This is a genomic window from Clostridium beijerinckii, from assembly GCA_003129525.1.
Taxonomy (GTDB): Bacteria; Bacillota; Clostridia; order Clostridiales; family Clostridiaceae; genus Clostridium; species Clostridium beijerinckii_D.
Genome location: CP029329.1, coordinates 1,407,501 through 1,426,013, shown reverse-complemented (window position 1 = coordinate 1,426,013; position 18,513 = coordinate 1,407,501). Strand labels below are relative to the sequence as shown.

The 18,513-nt window shown below is 31.1% G+C and carries 12 protein-coding genes, 1 tRNA gene and 1 rRNA gene (1 of these 14 cut by a window edge); 4 read left to right on the top strand and 10 right to left on the bottom strand.

The window, feature by feature from the left end; all coding sequences use genetic code 11:
• Positions 1 to 282: 282 nt before the first annotated feature.
• Positions 283 to 1,506 (bottom strand): serine protease, encoded by a 1,224-nt coding sequence (locus DIC82_06210; protein ID AWK50634.1) that lies wholly within the window; start codon positions 1,504 to 1,506, stop codon positions 283 to 285.
• A gap of 158 nt (positions 1,507 to 1,664) precedes the next feature.
• Here DIC82_06210 and DIC82_06205 point away from each other — a divergent pair, with 158 nt between their 5' ends.
• The gene (locus DIC82_06205) at positions 1,665 to 3,143 is read left to right on the top strand and encodes an ISNCY family transposase (protein ID AWK50633.1); all 1,479 of its coding nucleotides are present in this window, start codon (positions 1,665 to 1,667) and stop codon (positions 3,141 to 3,143) included.
• Positions 3,144 to 3,512: 369 nt separating this feature from the next.
• On the opposite strand, the gene DIC82_06200 is transcribed toward DIC82_06205, so the two are convergent.
• Positions 3,513 to 4,514, bottom strand: a complete 1,002-nt coding sequence (locus DIC82_06200) for an alpha/beta hydrolase (protein AWK50632.1) — start codon at positions 4,512 to 4,514, stop codon at positions 3,513 to 3,515.
• An 8-nt stretch (positions 4,515 to 4,522) separates the two neighbouring features.
• Positions 4,523 to 5,542, bottom strand: coding sequence for a tRNA (adenosine(37)-N6)-threonylcarbamoyltransferase complex transferase subunit TsaD (gene tsaD / locus DIC82_06195; protein AWK50631.1), 1,020 nt, complete (start codon positions 5,540 to 5,542; stop codon positions 4,523 to 4,525).
• A 636-nt stretch (positions 5,543 to 6,178) separates the two neighbouring features.
• On the opposite strand from tsaD, the gene DIC82_06190 reads away from it, so the two are divergent.
• Positions 6,179 to 6,877 (top strand): RusA family crossover junction endodeoxyribonuclease, encoded by a 699-nt coding sequence (locus DIC82_06190; protein AWK50630.1) that lies wholly within the window; start codon positions 6,179 to 6,181, stop codon positions 6,875 to 6,877.
• Positions 6,878 to 6,895: 18 nt separating this feature from the next.
• The gene (locus tag DIC82_06185; protein ID AWK50629.1) at positions 6,896 to 7,459 is read left to right on the top strand and encodes a GDSL family lipase; all 564 of its coding nucleotides are present in this window, start codon (positions 6,896 to 6,898) and stop codon (positions 7,457 to 7,459) included.
• A 61-nt stretch (positions 7,460 to 7,520) separates the two neighbouring features.
• On the opposite strand, the gene DIC82_06180 is transcribed toward DIC82_06185, so the two are convergent.
• Together DIC82_06180 and yedF are read right to left on the bottom strand one after the other, a co-directional pair.
• Positions 7,521 to 8,483: a pyridine nucleotide-disulfide oxidoreductase gene (locus tag DIC82_06180; GenBank protein ID AWK50628.1), complete on the bottom strand. Its 963-nt coding sequence runs from the start codon at positions 8,481 to 8,483 to the stop codon at positions 7,521 to 7,523.
• Positions 8,484 to 8,531: 48 nt separating this feature from the next.
• Positions 8,532 to 9,104 (bottom strand): sulfurtransferase-like selenium metabolism protein YedF, encoded by a 573-nt coding sequence (gene yedF / locus DIC82_06175; GenBank protein ID AWK50627.1) that lies wholly within the window; start codon positions 9,102 to 9,104, stop codon positions 8,532 to 8,534.
• Positions 9,105 to 9,454: 350 nt separating this feature from the next.
• Here yedF and DIC82_06170 point away from each other — a divergent pair, with 350 nt between their 5' ends.
• Positions 9,455 to 11,320 (top strand): LTA synthase family protein, encoded by a 1,866-nt coding sequence (locus DIC82_06170; GenBank protein AWK50626.1) that lies wholly within the window; start codon positions 9,455 to 9,457, stop codon positions 11,318 to 11,320.
• A gap of 307 nt (positions 11,321 to 11,627) precedes the next feature.
• Here DIC82_06170 and DIC82_06165 read toward each other — a convergent pair whose 3' ends face one another.
• From DIC82_06165 to DIC82_06145, 5 genes are all read right to left on the bottom strand, one after another.
• Entirely contained in the window at positions 11,628 to 12,971 is a 1,344-nt protein-coding gene (locus DIC82_06165) for a TldD/PmbA family protein (GenBank protein ID AWK50625.1), read from the bottom strand.
• A 3-nt stretch (positions 12,972 to 12,974) separates the two neighbouring features.
• Complete coding sequence (locus DIC82_06160) at positions 12,975 to 14,357, bottom strand: peptidase C69 (protein AWK50624.1); 1,383 nt, start codon at positions 14,355 to 14,357, stop codon at positions 12,975 to 12,977.
• A gap of 484 nt (positions 14,358 to 14,841) precedes the next feature.
• Complete coding sequence (locus DIC82_06155) at positions 14,842 to 15,774, bottom strand: polysaccharide deacetylase (GenBank protein AWK50623.1); 933 nt, start codon at positions 15,772 to 15,774, stop codon at positions 14,842 to 14,844.
• Between the two features lie 238 nt (positions 15,775 to 16,012).
• Positions 16,013 to 16,087, bottom strand: a tRNA-Asn gene (locus DIC82_06150).
• 76 nt (positions 16,088 to 16,163) lie between these two features.
• A 23S ribosomal RNA gene (locus DIC82_06145) occupies positions 16,164 to 18,513 on the bottom strand (it continues 564 nt past the right edge of the window).

The window sequence follows — 18,513 nt, the reverse complement described above, 5'->3', positions numbered from 1 at the left end:
ACTACTTTTTTTTAATCTTTAAAAGAATAACCTAATAGTTTCTTTTTTCCATATAAGTTTTATTAGAATACTCTAATTTTATTATACTAGAATACAATCTAATTTTAGGCATACTGATTTGTTATCTTTTTGAATATCCTTAAGATTTAGTTCTGCAATTTAAATTACGTATTGATAATTTACATTCACAGATTCTAAAAAAAACAGGACTGATAATTGCATAATATACATTTATCAATCCCATATATATTTAGGAATATTGGAATATTATTTTCAGATACCTTAATTAGTTTTTTCTTCTAATATAACTGATACACTAATATTTTTCTTATCCCTTACTACTTCTATATTCATAGTATCACCAGCATTTTTACCTTCTTTTATTGTTTTAAGCTCTGCAAATGTCTTAGCTGATTTTCCATCACATTTAACAATAATATCTCCAATCTTAAGTCCGGCTTTTTCAGCTGGTGAGAATTCATCAACAGAAGATACATATATTCCTTCTGCTAAATCATATTTCTTAGCAGTATCACTGTTAATTTCTCTTATTTGAATTCCTAAATTTAAGATAGGCTTTGATAAAGCATCTATTTTATTTTTCACTTCATTTATTGGAATTGCGAAACCTATCCCTTCAATACTAGTTGTTCCTACTGATTCAGTACCAATCTTCATAGAATTTATTCCTATAACTTGCCCCTTAGCATTTACTAATGGACCACCACTATTTCCTGGATTAATAGCTGCATCTGTTTGAATTAGATTCACACTTGTTCCGCTTTGCCCTTCTATTGTTCTATTGCTACCACTTATAACTCCTTTTGTAAGTGTTTGTGCAAAATTCTTTGAAAGAGGTGTTCCAATTGCTATAACTTCTGCACCTGGATATATTTCATCAGAATCACCAAGTTCTGAAATTGCTGGAACTTTAGTTCCTTCTTTTAATTTAATCATTGCAATATCTTTTTCTGCATCATAATTAACTACAGTTGCACTAACTTCAGTATTATCACTTAATGTAACTGTGATTTCCTTAGCACTTGAAATTACATGATAATTAGTTAATATATATCCTTCTTCATTTATGATGAAACCTGAACCCATCCCCTCAACTTCTCCAGTTGTAAATCCATTATTGGCTGTACTTTTAGTTGAAACAATAACAACAGCTGGTGCCACCTTATTAAATGCATCAGCTGCTGACATTGCATCTGATGTACTTGCTGTAAATGATTGTGGAACATAGCTTGTTATTTGTTTTGTAGTAACAATATTATTAGACTTGATTAATGAGTAAGTAATTACACTCCCAAATACTCCACCTGTCATTGTAATAAGCAAAATCCCTGCAATCTTTCCTAATATACGTATGCCTCTTCCCTTTCTTTTCTTTGGTGCTGAATTATTATTTTGAAAACAATTTTTCCAAGCAACTTGTTGTCCTTCATCTACTGGTAAAGATTCTACATCGATAAATTTCCCATTATTCTCATTATTATTCATAAGATTTTCCTCCTTATATATCAATCATTATAGTTGCTTGCGGAATTCCGCAAGCATTGATTTACCTAACTTTTTTCAAGTTAGGTATTTATATTTTCCTCCAGTATGTCAAAATATTAATAACAACAAAAATAAAAAACAAATGGAGGTAAAATAACATGTTTTCACTTAATAAAATTAAGCAATTAAATTTGTTTGATCAAGTTTCCGAATTAAACTATCTTTCAACTAAACAACCAGTAGGTTTTTTAAACTTACTTTCTGATAATTTCGACCTGGAAAGTTTTATTCCAGAATCCTTCTCAAATCACTATTACTCTACATTAGGCCGGGATAGAGATTATAAATTATCTTCAATATTATCTGCACTAATACTAATGCAAATATTTCATATTCCTACTAATGTTTTATTACATCTTTTTCTTATATTTTCTACTGAAATAAGAGAATTCTGCGGATTCTATGATTCTGTTCCTGCTGAATCATACTTTAGTAGATTTAAAACCGATTTTGAAAAAGATATAGCAGATTTATTTAATTCTTTAGTTCCTAATGTAATTGATATTTGTAACGAATTTAATCTTTCATTGCCGGATAATTCACCCTATAAAGACCGTAATTCTATGCTTATATATGATACTTCTGGCTTAAAGCCAAAAGTTAAAGAAAACAATCCTAAGACCCTTGTTTCTGAAATTAATAAGCAAAAATCGTACGCGAAAGCCATTAAGAAGAAAGATTACAATGCATACGCTGCGGCATATAAAAACATGCCTAAATTTTCAGAAGCTAATCCTAGTATAAAATTAGATTTTGTTAATGGTCATTTTGGATATTTTTATAAATTTGGTATTTTAACTAACGGATTAGGAATTCCACTTGGAATAAACTTCTTTGATGAAAACTTTTATTCTTCTGTAAAACAAGAATTTGAAACTCCTGAAGAACAAAAATATGCTTATGATAATGCTTCATTAAAATCAGTTGTTAAGCCATTTATAAATAATCTAAAATCAAAAACTAATTTTCAATTTAAAACTTTTTTAGGTGATTCAGAATTTGATAGTTATGAAAATTTCGGACTTTTAAAACAACTTAATTTTCAAAAAGTATTTATTCCCTTAAACTCTCGTAATCAAAAAAATACTAAAATTAATGATTTAGAATTTAATACATCGGGAATTCCATTATGTCCGCTAACCAAAGAACAATTTAAATCAGAAGGTAGTTGTGGTGGTAAAAACCGAAGCGTACGCTATAAATTCACCTGTCCTAAATCTTATAGGGATAAGAAAGGCAAATGCTATCTTACATGTGAAACTCCATGTACTGATAATAAAAGTGGTCGAATGACTTACGTCTATCCGGATAAAGATTTCAGACTTTATCCAGGTATACAAAGGAATTCCGATGAATGGGCTAAAACTTACAAAATACGTACTATTATTGAAAGAGAAATATCTTGTTTTAAGTTTAATCCTTGCATACAGTCACCCAATACAGTAAATACAACCACTATGCGCTCTGACCTTTATTTAACAGCTATATCAAAACTAATAAACGTTATATTGTCTCATTCTCTAAATAACCCCGAATATATTAGGAGCATTAGAAAACTTATTGCAATTGCAGCTTAATAACATATCCACAAATCAAAATATATTTTTATGATTTTTTAAACCTTTTATTAAAGGTTTTATTGTTATGCTCTTTTTTATGTGGATATGATCTTAATTTTAAAAAATTATCCACAGATTTTATTTTTCTATTTTGCAATCAACTATATCAATCATTAATTTATACCCTCAAGTGGCACAATTCCCGATAGCTAGTATCCGTAACGTTCTCGTATATATTTTAAACTCATCTTCATAAAGTCAGAGGAGTAAGCATTTATATATATCAAAATACTTTATGCTACATCCACTAGTAATAACTCTATAATCTTAGTATAAAGTTATTGTGTGTCAAACAAATGACAATAATATATAGTTAATCCTACTTTCTTATGACTTTTTAGCTATTTTTTTTGCATCTTTAATAACGTTATTTACTCCATTAACAATTGTATTTGAATCTAATAATGAAAATGGTGAACCTTCTATTTCTTCTTTATATATTGTCGTAACTCTTGCATCACCTATTTTTTTTATAGGATCTTCTTCATTATCAGTTATTAAATATAATGGTTTATTATGTAATAACCCGTCAATTTGACTATTTGATACATCTTTATATAAGTTTTTTAATTCATTTGAGACTGCTTCCTTATATTTCTTATTATTTTTAAAACTATTAAATTCAGCTAATTCACTTTCAGTTAAATGCTCTTTAAAAATATCATTTTCCATAGTTAACCCCATCTTACTCAATAATGAAGTTAAACTAATATTAGTACCTATTTTCTCAAATTGACTTCTATAATATTCAAATTTAATGCTTTCCTTAAATTCATTAGTTTTAATCTTTTCTTCTGATATTGGATTAACTAACACAACTCCTGCAACTGAATCTGAATATAAACTAACGAAGTTAGTCGTAACTAAACTACCATATTCTTCTCCAACTAAAATGTAGGGTTCTGGTGCTCCTGATTTTTTAAGCAAAACTTTCAAATCTTTTGCTTGCTCTTCTGGTGTTCTATTTTCTCCTCCATCATTAAATCCATACCCTCTTCTATTGTATATAAATGTTGATATCTTTTTATCTTCTAATTCTCTGCAAACCGTATCCCATTCATACATATTCGCTCCAATTGCTCCATCAAACACCACAGTATAATCTCCGTTTGACTTAAGCTTATATTCCATTTTACTTCCATCTATTCTAATATATTTAAATCTTGATTTTAATCTTGCATTATCAAAAATATTAGTTATCATTTGTATTGCAAACCCAAAAATTAATAGTCCTACAACGAAAATAATAAAACTTTCTAAAAATTTCCGCTTACTAACTTTATCTTTCTCAACTTTATGTATCCCATTAGAATGTGATAATAACCTCATATTAGAATCTACCTTTCAATTAATTTTAAGTTTGGTTTTGCATTTATATCTAAATCTGATCTTATTCCTTCTTGATAATTGAAATAAGCTGCACTCCCTATCATTGCTGCATTATCAGTGCATAATATAGGTGATGGAAATAAAATTTCAATTCCCCTTTTTGCACCTTCATTTAAAAGTGTTTCTCTTAAACACGAATTAGATGCAACCCCACCTGCTACTGCAACCTTTTTAATTCCTCGTCTTTCACAAGTTAGAAATAAATTAGTTTTTAATGCATCAATAACCGCTTTTTGAAATGATGCTGCAATATCAGCCTTATTTATCTCTATATCTTTCATTTTAGCTTTATTTAAATAATTTAATACTGCAGATTTAACTCCACTAAATGAAAAATCTAATGTATCATCTTGAAATTTAGCTCTTGGAAATTCTATTGCATTTTCATTTCCTTCTTTAGCTAGTTTATCAATTTTAGGTCCACCTGGATATCCAAGTCCGAGTGACCTTGCTACCTTATCATAAGCTTCTCCTACTGCATCATCCCTTGTTTGAGCAATAACTTCAAAATCTCTATATCCTTTTACATGTACTATAAATGTATGACCACCAGAAACTACCAATGATACAAATGGAGGCTTTAAATCTTTGTGTTCAATAAAATTTGCACTAATATGCCCTTGGATATGGTTAACCCCAATCAATGGTTTTTTTGAACCTAATGAAAGGCCCTTTGCATATTGAAGCCCAACTAAAAGTGCTCCAACAAGTCCAGGTCCATAAGTAACACCTATTGCATCAATATCATCTAATGAAACTTCAGCCTCTGCAAGAGCCGCTTTTACTACACTATCTACTACTTTAATATGCATTCTTGATGCAACCTCAGGAACTACACCACCAAACTTTTTATGCGTATCTATTTGTGATGCAATTACATTTGATAAAACTTCTCTACCATCTACCACAACTGCAGCTGCTGTTTCATCACAACTTGATTCTATTGCTAAGATTATTTTTTTACTCATTCCTATTAATACCTCTTTTTTTATTTTTTTAAATATACTTTAGGTTAATTTATAATTACAAATAAATTAAAATACTTTCTAAGTATAATATTTTCTTCTATGACAAGTTCTATTTTAGCTTATAATATCGATAAATTCCTCTATTATCTATATTGTTTAATATATTCTTAAGATTTAATAATATATTAAACACTTAAAATACATTGTTTATCAATGTGAATTACTCAAATATTATACTTTATATATACAATATAATCAAAGTACAATTTATATACACTAGTATACTAACTTGTTGTTGTTTTAATATGCCTTATGAATATATAAAAGGTAAATTGACTTTCTTACAAAAGCAATCAACATGTAATTGTTGTATAAGAAGTACATATGATGTATATTTTAAGTAATAATCAAATTTTCAGGCATATGAAATAAAATAACCTGTAAAGATGCTATTTCATTTTGTGTTAGACAAAATATATATGTTGCAAAAATAATTATTCATTTTCAATTTCAAAAATTATGTAAAATTCTAGTTATAGTTTAGCATTGAGTATTGAGTATTGATAATTGCAACATATGTAGACTATCATACTAACTTGTTATCTTTTTAATATGCCTCACTCAAGGAGAATTAAAATGTCTAATTATGCTAAGATAGTAATTAATGGATCACCAATCACTAAATCAAATTTTAAATTACATAATATAAATGGACGTGCTATTTTACCACATAGTTCTGGAAAATATCATGATAGATACGCATTATATGAACAAGAAATTGCATTGATTGCAAGAAGTCAAAATCCAGATATTATTTTTTCTGAAAGCTTAATAGCTTTATTAAAAGTTTATTATAAAAGTGAAAAACGTCATCCCGATACTATTAATATTACTAAAAGTATATTTGACGGTATAGAAAAAAGTGGCATTATAATAAATGATGCTCAAATAACTAGAATTTTTACTGAAGAGTATTACGATAAAGAAAATCCTAGATTTGAATTAGAACTGTTTTCTGAAAGTGAATATGATTTTAATTATACTATTACAAAAAAAATTATTCCTACACAATCAAAATTATATTCTCCAATAAAAAATAATTTATTAACTAATAGATCTAATAAGGTTTCTTTATGTGCTAATTCTAAGAATAAAACAACCTCCACCAATAACCACAGTCCTTTAAAACAATCTGATAAAGTTTCTAAAACTACTACATCCAAAGAAACTAAGTTCTGTAGTATATGTAATAAACTTATTACTTCAGATGATTATTTAAAAGCTGATAATGGAAAAACTTTAATATGTAAAAAATGTTTTAATAAATTATTTTAAGCAATGGAGGAACTTCTTATGAATAATAACTTTGATATTATTTTCTTTGGAGACAGTCTAACTTTTGGATATGGAGTACCCAAACAAAATTCTTGGGTATATAAACTCACACAAAACTTTTCTGCTTCATCATTGAATAAAGCATGTAATGGAGACACTACCACTTCCATGCTTTTTCGCTACTCTAATGATGTTTTAATCTATCGTCCATCTAAAATTTTCATAATGGGTGGTACCAATGATCTTCTTCTCGGAAGATCAGTATCTTCAATAATTGATAATTTAGAATTAATGATTAAAGAAAGTTGTAATATTAATTCAGAAATAATTATAGGTATCCCCCCTAAAATTATTGGTAAAATGGCCAATTCGCTTTTTTCACCTTCTCACCTATATGATTATGCCGAAAGTGAACTCGTAACATTAAAAGATGAGATTATCAAATTATGTATTAACAATGGAATACAATTTATTAACTTCTATGAATTAACCTTATATGAAAATGATATTTATTTAGATGGAATTCATTTAACATCTTTAGGCCATGAACTTTTGTATGAAGAAGCCCTCCGCTTTTTTTAATCTAATTCACAATCAATAATTAAATTACTTGGTAATTTGTATTATAAGTTCTTGGTTATGCTTAACATTCTTTTTCGCGGTGTATGTATTTAGCTGCTTTTATTCCACATTCAATTCCATCTGTTTCTTTCATATGTAGCGCTTTCTCTCCGTATATAATATTTCCACATGCAAAAAAACCACCTACTGATGTTTCAAACTCTACTACTTCAGGACCTAATATTTCACTATTAATATTAATTTCTAATTTCTTAACAATAGAATTTTCAGGTACAAAACCAACTGATAATAATAAAGAATCACATTCTTTTTCTTCTATTACTTTATTATTAATATTAATAATTTTAACTTTTTGAATTCTGGTTTCACCTTCAATTTCCATTACTCTAGAATTTTCAATTATAGGTATATCGAAACCATCAATAATATTATCTATTTCAGTGTCCGTAATATCCTCAAAGGCTTTCTCGAGTACTACACCTTCTACATTTCCACCTTCTATTATTAATCTTCTAGCAACTATAAATCCCCATTTATCTTTTGCTATAATTATAGTCTTTCTTCCTGGCAGATATCCATCTAAATTAATTATTCTATGAGCTTCTCCAACGGTAAATATTCCTGTAAGTTCATTTGTTGGAATTACAATATTCCCTAAATATTGTTCTTTGGCACCCATAGCAAATATAATTGCCTTAGCCGTCACATCCTTAACACCATCTTTAGAATTTACATATGTAACTACCATTTCTCTAGTAATATCTAATACAGTAGTATTTAGAATAATTTGTATACATGATTTATCCAATTGTCTTTCTATAAAATCAATATATTCTGGCCCTGTTACAGGTTCGCCTAAAAACTTTTCTCCAAATCCGTTATGAATACATTGATTAATTATTCCGCCTAAATTAGATTCCCTTTCAATAATAAGTATTTTTTTTATTCCTTCTTTGGCAGCTCCTATTGCTGCTGTCATTCCAGATATTCCGGCTCCAATAATAATTAAATCATAATTTGACATTCTTCTACCCTCCATACATTAACGAACCTAATTTATCTTTTATTAAGTCTATATCTTTATTAATTTTGGGGATTTTTTCATAGCAATAACCATATCATACATATTAGCTATTTCTCCAAAAGTAATATCTTCTTTTAAATTATAATAATCTAAAGATGTGTCATTTATTAAAATTATTACACCCTTTTTATATAACATTCTTATATCTTCTAATGATTTAGATTCGTTCTTAAATAACTTAACACTTGAATTTAAGAATAAAATCTCTCTAGGAAGCCTTTCGCATTCATTTAATGCTTCAAAATATTCACTCATTAGAATTTCTCCTAAATCTTTATCTTCACATCCGATTTTGTCACATGTTATCAAAACCGAAAATATATTTTCCTCTTCTTCAACTCCTAAACAGCCTCTTTTTTCTACCTTTATGTTAAACCTATTTTCTTCATCTTCTTGGTCTACTTGATACCCTTTATGGGTTACATATCTTATAACATTAGATCGTCCAAGTTCACTATTTACTGTTATAATTGCTTCTCCTTCACCAATTGAATTAAAATATTTTTTTATTTCTCTTATACTTCTTAAATAAGAGAGTCCTCTACAATCTATTTCTTTCATGCTTATAACCCCTTTTCAATGTTTTATATATATGAAATAAAATAACAAGTCAAAACTGCTCTGTACATTTTGCATAGATAATGAAGTAAGGTGCCTCATAGTTAGCTATTCGGTGAACATACTAACTTGTTATTTTTTTAATACGCTTTAATAAATTATTAACTTACTATACTTTGATTATATCAAATTTTCTTGTATTAATAGTATACCATGTTAGATTATATATTGTTTTTATATATAAAAATATTTCACTTGATTTTTTTACCAATATTGAAATTAATTTTTATTTGTTTAATTAATAAATTTATGTATACTATAATGTAGTGATTATATTGAATAGAGGTGAAGCAATGAGTTCTTTTAACTCAAAACTTAATAAATTTTTGCAAAATAACTTAACAAAAGATACACTAATAAGATTAATTTTCTTCTTAATCCCTTTAGCTTCTATAGTGTTGAAGGGAATTATATTTCAAGGTTTTGTTACAAGTCAAAACCCTTATGTTTTTAATTTTTCTGCAGGTTATAAATCTGCTAACCCCTGCTTAAATTATTATATAGCTTTTGCTTTAATATTTTTGAGCTTTTCCCTTTTATTTAAAGGTAGAGGTAGAATAATATCTACTTTTGCAATTGATGGTATTTTAACACTAATAATGCTAATTGATGCATGGTACTTTAGAGGATTCTTAACGGTTCCATCTGTATTAGCGTTAACTCAAACCGCTAATTTAGATAATATGAGTGGTAGTATATTATCAATGACTAGCAAATTAGATGTTATATTTTTATTTGATTTTATAATACTAGCTGCATATGCATACATAACTAGAAAATCTTATACAAAAAAACATAAACGTGCTATTAAGACTTTCTTATGTACTTTCATTTTATCAATATTATTTATAATTTATGTTCCTTTCAGTATAACTGTTTTTAATAATAAAGACGTTCATAATGCTTATTTTTTTGATAATTATGACAAATCAAATACAGCTAGATATTTTTCGCCTATTGGATATCACATAATTGATTGTTATACAGTATACCGTGATTCTAAAGCTTATAAATTAACTGATCAGGATAAAGCTGATATCAATAACTTATTTGAGATTAAAAGGGAAAACTTACCTAACAATGAATATTTTGCTAGATCAAAAGGTAAAAATCTAATTTACATCCAAGTTGAATCCCTAGAAAGTTTTGTTATTGGACAGAAAATCAATGATAAAGAAATTACTCCCAACTTAAATAAATTAGTACAATCTTCATTATACTTTCCAAATACTTTTGAGCAAGTTAATGAAGGGACAAGCTCAGATTCTGATTTAATAGTCAATACTTCTATGCTTCCATTAAGAAGTGGTAGTACATTCTTTAGATATCCAAATAATACTTACAATTCATTACCAACTATCTTGGAAAATCAAGGTTATAGTACTATTGCAATCCATCCTGATAAAGGTTCATTTTGGAACTATAAAAATGGTTTAATTGGAATTGGATTTGATAAATTTAATGATTACTATTCATTTAATGTAGATGAAGAAATAGGACTTGGTATAAGTGATAAAAGTTATTTTGAACAAGTTATTCCTATGTTAAAAGAACAGGCTCAGCCATTTTATTCTGAAACTATAACTTTAACCAGTCATGGTCCTTTTGATATTCCTCAAGAATACAGAGAACTTGGACTCGATCCTGAATTAGATGAAAGTAAACTTGGAGGATATTTTGAAAGCGTCCACTATACAGATAAACAAATAGGATATTTTCTTGATATGTTAGATAAAGAAGGATTACTTGAAAATAGTGTTATAGCTATAATGGGTGATCATACTGGAATTCATAAATATTATGATTCTAGTATTAACCAATTATCCAATAAACAAGATTGGTATTTAAACACTGGAAATCCTACTGTTCCATTTATAGTTTATGATCCATCTTTAAAAGAAGGAAAAACATTTGACAAATTATATAATGGAGAAATTGATGTAATGCCAACACTACTTTATGTACTTGGAGTTCCTAATGAGCAATACGAAAATACTGCTTTGGGTAGAAATCTATTAAATACAAATAAATCATTTGCTGTAATAACTAATGGAACTCTTAAAGGTGGAGAAAATCTTACTGATAAAGAAAAAGAAGTTTATAAGAAATCATTAGATATTTCAGATAAAATGATACGTGCAAATTATACTCATAAATAGGGCATAACACACCGAAATAAATGGTACTATGTTGTTCCGGTTACTGAGAATTTTGCTTATCTTACTAAATAAAATTTCTTTGTTAGCTAAATTTTCTTAATTAGGCTATATTACTTTAAATTGTCTATATGAATACACTAAAAACAGGGATTCCAATTTTAAAATTAAATTGGAATCCCTGTTTTTATACAAATTAAGAATGTTCTGTAATATAATTATATTTATTCATCAACTTTTGTAAACACGTCTTCATACATTAGACCTCTAATTATAAATGTTTCTTCTTAGTCATTAATCATTCATTCAACTATTTTCCTGCTACAGAAAGTTCTTTTACAATTACAGATGGGCATCCTATACTACTCATTGGGAATTTTAAGTCACTTCCTACTTCTTCAATATCTTTCAATAATGTAAAGAAGTTCCCTGCTACCGTAATTTGCTCTACTGGAAAACTCTTCTTTCCATTTTCAATCATAAAACCTTTCGCTGCTAAGGAAAAATCTCCTGTTATTGCACTTGCTCCTGAATGAAGCCCGGCAAATTCTGTTATTATTACCCCTTCTTTCACTTCATTACAAAGTTCTTCAAAAGATTTTTCTCCTGGCTTAATATAAAAGTTTGTTGCACTTACTCCTACAGTTGATGCATATGAACCTTTAAATCCATTTCCTGTAGACTTAACTTGAGCTTTATACGCAGTTTTTAAGTTATATAAAAGTGTATTTAATTTTCCATTAGTTATAATCTCTTTTTTATAAGTTGCAACCCCCTCATCATCAAAAGAAGTTGTTCCAAGTCCATCTTCTAAATGAGGATCATCAATTAAAGTTATTATATCTGATGCTATGATTTCACCTTCTTTTCCCTTAAGTAAAGATAATCCCTTTTGTGCTTGCTCTGCATCAAAGATTCCTGAGAATGTACCAAGCAATGATACCATTGCCTCATTGTTTATAATTATCTTATACGTTCCTGATGGAATACTCTTTCCCCCAACTTTAGAAAGTGCTTCTTCAAGACCTTGCTTAGCTAACTCACTTGGTTTAATATCTCCTACACTATTAGCTATAACATATCCCATGCCATCGTATTTTTCATTATTTTCTTCTACTATAGGCACTACATATGCCGTTAAGCTATTTCTTTCATTCTTTAAATTAAGTCCTTTTGAGTTTATTATTCCATAAGTAGCTTTTCCATACCCAATCCCACAGCCTTGAAAGTTTACAACCTTATCACATTGCTTCTTACATTCTTTTTCCATTTCTAAGGCAAGGGAAATAAGTTCATCAGGTTTTACATTATCCAATTGTTTTTTATAACAATCTAGCTCCTTATACTCTTTATCCCCTTCATAAATAAATTGCACATCCTCATTTTCTATGGCAAGTGCTGCTCCTTTTGCGTTTTTTATAAGGGTATCTATTGCATCTTCATCTAATATTTCAGTATAAGAATATCCCATTTTACCATTTATCTTTCCTCTAAATGAAAGTCCAAAAGCATTAGTTAATTTATACTTCTCAACTTCACCTTCATAAATATTTAAACTTAAATTTTCAGCATCAGAATAATATATTTCAAATTCTTCAAACCCTGAATTTTTAGCGTTTTTAAATAATATTTCTTTAAATAAATTGAAATCCATATCTTATCTACCTCCTACTGTCATTTTCTTTACTCTAATCATAGGTTGACCTACGTTAGTTGGAATACTTCCTGAAGATGATCCACACATGCCTTGGGCTACTTCAAAATTATCTCCAACCATATCTATATCCATTAGAACTTCACTGCCCTTACCAATAAGACTTGCCCCTCTAACTGGCTCTTGAATTTCTCCATTTTTAACTAAATATCCTTCTTGAACAGAAAAATTAAATTCACCAGTTACAGGATTAACAGAACCGCCCCCTAGTTTCTTAGCATATAAGCCATCTTCCATAGATTTAATAATATCACCTGGCTTATCATCTCCAGCAGCTATATAAGTATTAGTCATCCTTGAAGTCGGTTGGAACTTGTAACTTTGCCTTCTTGAGCTACCAGTAGCCTCCATATTCATACGTCTTCCATTTAATTTATCAATCATATGTCCTTTTAAAATACCATTTTCAATTAATACGTTTCTTCGAGTCTTATTACCTTCATCATCTATATTTAATGATCCCCAAGCATTTGCCATTGTTCCATCATCTATTGCAGTAACCTTAGTTGATGCTATTTGCTCTCCAAGCTTATTTGCAAATACTGAATTTCCTTTGGCAACAGCACTCGCCTCTAATGCATGACCACAAGCTTCATGGAATATAACTCCCCCAAATCCATTATCTATAGCTACAGTCATATTACCTGCTGGACAGTTCTTTGCATGAAGCATAGTATGTGCTACCCTTGCTGCTTCTCTTCCATGATATGCAGGATCAACATTATCAAACATTTCAATTCCCATATGTCTTCCTGGTCCTTCAAAACCAGTTTGATTTTCCGAACCCTTTGATGCAATTGCACTTACTCCCAGCCTTGTTCTTATTCTTGTATCTTGAATATATAACCCTTCAGTATTTGCAATTAGAACATTTTGTTCTTTGTCTGCATAGCTTGCAATGACTTGTGAAATATCCTCACTAAAACTCTTCGCCCCACTATAGGCACTCTTTAAAATAGATATTTTTTTATCATATGCTACATCTTTAGGATAATAAATTATTGGATGTATTGTAGCTATTTTCCTTTCATTTAATATAATTGAATTATTATTTTCTTTTACATCGCCTAATGCTAAAGCTGCTCTATATGCAGTATCTAAGAGACTATCTAAACTATTATTATTTGTATATGCATATACACTATTTAATCCCTTAAAAATTCTAATTCCTATACCATAGCTTCTTCCACCTATAGCATCATCAACCTTGCCATCTACTAATGATATAGAGTTATTTATCGAATCTTCTTCAAATATTTCAGCAAAGTCTCCTCCAGTTACTAAACACTTTGCCAATATCTCACACGCAATACTTTTTGCTAACATTTTAGTCCTCCTTATTTTTAATGATAAAATTTACATATCTTTATTTTTATACATACGTCTAGTTTTCACTTTAAATATCTATATATATACATATTATTATAATTCTATTATTTATAATAATAATCCTAATATATATTAATAGTTTACCATTAATAATTTCTATTTCAATTATACTATATCTGAATGTCGTTCAAATATTTTTTTAATTATATATGTTGTAATTAAAGTCCTACATTTAGATAATTTTTACGTAATTATCTTCACAGAGCTTCAGTTGTAAATTTATTAACGCAACATATATAAATCTTAAATAAAAAATAAACTATGCTATTTTCAAGTAAAGTTGCTAGTATAGTATAAATCTCGTTATACTAGTATACTAATACTCAACTGAAAACTAACATAGTTTTTTATTTTCTTCAATTATATATACACAATTTATGAATTATACTTATCTCTGTCATATACCCAGACTAAAAACAATTTATTTCATAGTTCTAAATTCATATCCTTGTTCCTTTAAGTACTTTATTATTTCAGGTAAGGATTTTGCTGTTTCTTCTTTACCATAAGTATCATGCATTAATATTACTGCTTTTTGTCTACCAGTTATAGTTTTTATAAGTTGCTCTTTCAGCTGTTCTGCCTTCTTAGGAGCTCCTTCGGCATCTCTAGATAACGCATTCCAATCTACTTGGTGATAATCTTGTTCCTTCATAACAGCATCCATTGTGTCCATTCCGCTCCAGGTCATATGTCCACCAGGAAATCTAATAGCTCTAGTTGAAAAACCTTCACCTAAAACATTTTTTAAAGATTGATTAGTTTTATCAACATCAGCCATAAAGTTATCCACATTTACAGTTTTATTTGGATATAAATAATTATAATTGTGTGAATAAGTATGATTTCCTATAGCATTTCCTTCTTCAACTTCTCTTTTTATTAAATCTTTAGTAATTTTACTTTCATCCACTGCCTTTCCAACAACAAAAAAAGTTGCATGTACATTTTCAGCCTTAAGAATATCTAATATAAGTGGAGTTACAGTTTCTGATGGTCCATCATCAAAAGTTAAATAAACAACCTTTTTACCATCTGCTCCATCAGGCATTTGTCCTTTCATTTGTTGATCTAAATATTTTTCTACAAAAGCTATATCATCAGCTGCAGGATCATTTTCTAATAAAGATAAAGCACTATTTGATTGATTTTTATTATCTTTACTACTTGACTCTGAGCTTACTTCTTTATTAACTTCAAGCGCTTGTACTGCTTGTTTATCCTTTGATAACTTTACAGCCATTAGAGAACTCCCTCCAACTACAAATGCAACAATAATAATAAATAAAATCGTAGTTCTAGTAATTTTAATATTCTTTATTTTATTTTTATTGTCTCTATAATTATGCTTCATTTCTTATACCCCTCATGTTTCAATGAATTTTATTATCTTTCCTTTTAAATATAATTATATTAAGAATATTTTTCACATCTATATATAGTATAAGTTTCTAAGTAATTTTCTACAACAAAAAAAAGCCGATTTCTCGACTAAAAATATTCATCTTTAGAAATATAGTTACTATATTATATGAAATTTTCAAATTAAATTTGTTATATATTAATTATTAAATTTCTTTATAAAATGTAAATGGCTCCGCGAAGAGGACTCGAACCTCCAACCTATCGGTTAACAGCCGAGTGCTCCACCATTGAGCTATCGCGGAATGTAACCATTGAAAGAATATTATTCTTTCAAAATTGCATATAGATATTAATGTATATTTTACAACTTGATTATATATTGGTCAAGCCCTCGACCTATTAGTATCAGTCAGCTAAATATGTTACCATACTTACACCTCTGACCTATCAACCTTGTAGTCTTCAAGGGGTCTTACTAGCTTACGCTATGGGAAATCTAATCTTGAGGTTGGCTTCACACTTAGATGCTTTCAGCGTTTATCCATTCCCGACTTAGCTACCCAGCTATGCTTCTGGCGAAACAACTGGTACACCATAGGTCAGTCCATCCCGGTCCTCTCGTACTAAGGACAGCTCCTCTCAAATTTCCTACGCCCGCGACGGATAGGGACCGAACTGTCTCACGACGTTCTGAACCCAGCTCGCGTGCCGCTTTAATGGGCGAACAGCCCAACCCTTGGGACCTACTTCAGCCCCAGGATGCGACGAGCCGACATCGAGGTGCCAAACCTCCCCGTCGATGTGAACTCTTGGGGGAGATCAGCCTGTTATCCCCGAGGTAGCTTTTATCCGTTGAGCGATGGCCCTCCCACGAGGTACCACCGGATCACTAAGCCCGACTTTCGTCCCTGCTCCACTTGTAGGTGTCGCAGTCAGGCTCCCTTCTGCCTTTGCACTCTTCGAACGATTTCCGACCGTTCTGAGGGAACCTTTGGGCGCCTCCGTTACATTTTAGGAGGCGACCGCCCCAGTCAAACTGCCCACCTAACAATGTCCTGTCACCAGTTTCATGGCATCCAGTTAGAACTTCAATACTATCAGGGTGGTATCCCAACAACGACTCCACCAAAGCTGACGCTCTGGTTTCCCAGTCTCCCACCTATCCTGTACAGACAATACCGAAATTCAATGCTAAGCTACAGTAAAGCTCTACGGGGTCTTTCCGTCCAATCGCGGGTAGCGAGCATCTTCACTCGCACTACAACTTCGCCGGATTTGCAGTTGAGACAGTGCACAAGTCATTACGCCATTCGTGCGGGTCAGAACTTACCTGACAAGGAATTTCGCTACCTTAGGACCGTTATAGTTACGGCCGCCGTTTACTGGGGCTTAAGTTCACACCTTCGCGTTACCGCTAAGCATTCCCCTTAACCTTCCAGCACCGGGCAGGCGTCAGCCCCTATACATCAGCTTACGCTTTAGCAGAGACCTGTGTTTTTGTTAAACAGTTGCTTGTGCCTATTCTCTGCGGCCTGCATTGCTGCAGGCACCCCTTCTCCCGAAGTTACGGGGTCAATTTGCCTAGTTCCTTAACTGCAATTCTTCCGTCGGCCTTAGGATTCTCTCCTCATCTACCTGTGTCGGTTTGCGGTACGGGCACTACTTCTCTTTCTAGATGCTTTTCTTGGAAGCATGGAATCAGATACTTCGGTTCCGTAGAACCTTCCCCATCACGCCTCAGAATTGTTAGAACGGATTTGCCTATCCTAACTCCCTAAACGCTTAGACTAGCATCCAATAGCTAGCACATCCTATCCTTCTCCGTCACACCATCGATAATAACGATTGTAGTGGTATTGGAATATCAACCAATTGTCCATCGACTACGCCTTTCGGCCTCGCCTTAGGTCCCGACTAACCCTGAGAAGACAAACTTTACTCAGGAAACCTTAGATATTCGGCCTGTAAGATTCTCACTTACATCTCGCTACTAATGCCAACATTCTCACTCGTAATCAGTCCACCGCTCCTTACGGTACGACTTCAGCCCGATTACGACGCTCCTCTACCGCTCACAATAAATTGTGAACCCGTAGCTTCGGTGGTAAGTTTGAGCCCCGGACATTTTCGGCGCAGAATCTCTTGACTAGTGAGCTATTACGCACTCTTTTAATGAGTGGCTGCTTCTAAGCCAACATCCTAGTTGTCTTAGAAATCCCACATCCTTTTCCACTTAACTTACACTTTGGGACCTTAGCTGACGATCTGGGCTGTTTCCCTTTTGACCATGGAACTTATCTTTCACAGTCTGACTGCCGGACTGATAGTATATGGCATTCGGAGTTTGATAAGGTTCGGTAAGCGCTATGCCCCCTAGCCTATTCAGTGCTCTACCTCCACTACTCACATTTTCCGACGCTAGCCCTAAAGCTATTTCGAGGAGAACCAGCTATATCCGAGTTCGATTGGAATTTCTCCGCTATCCACAGCTCATCCCATGCTTTTTCAACAGCAACGTGGTTCGGTCCTCCACGAGGTTTTACCCTCGCTTCAACCTGGCCATGGATAGGTCACCCGGTTTCGGGTCTACAGCATGCAACTAGTCGCCCTATTAAGACTTGGTTTCCCTTCGGCTCCGTACCTTAAGTACTTAACCTCGCTACATACCGTAACTCGTTGGCTCGTTCTACAAAAAGCACATCATCACACACATATGGTGCTTTGATCG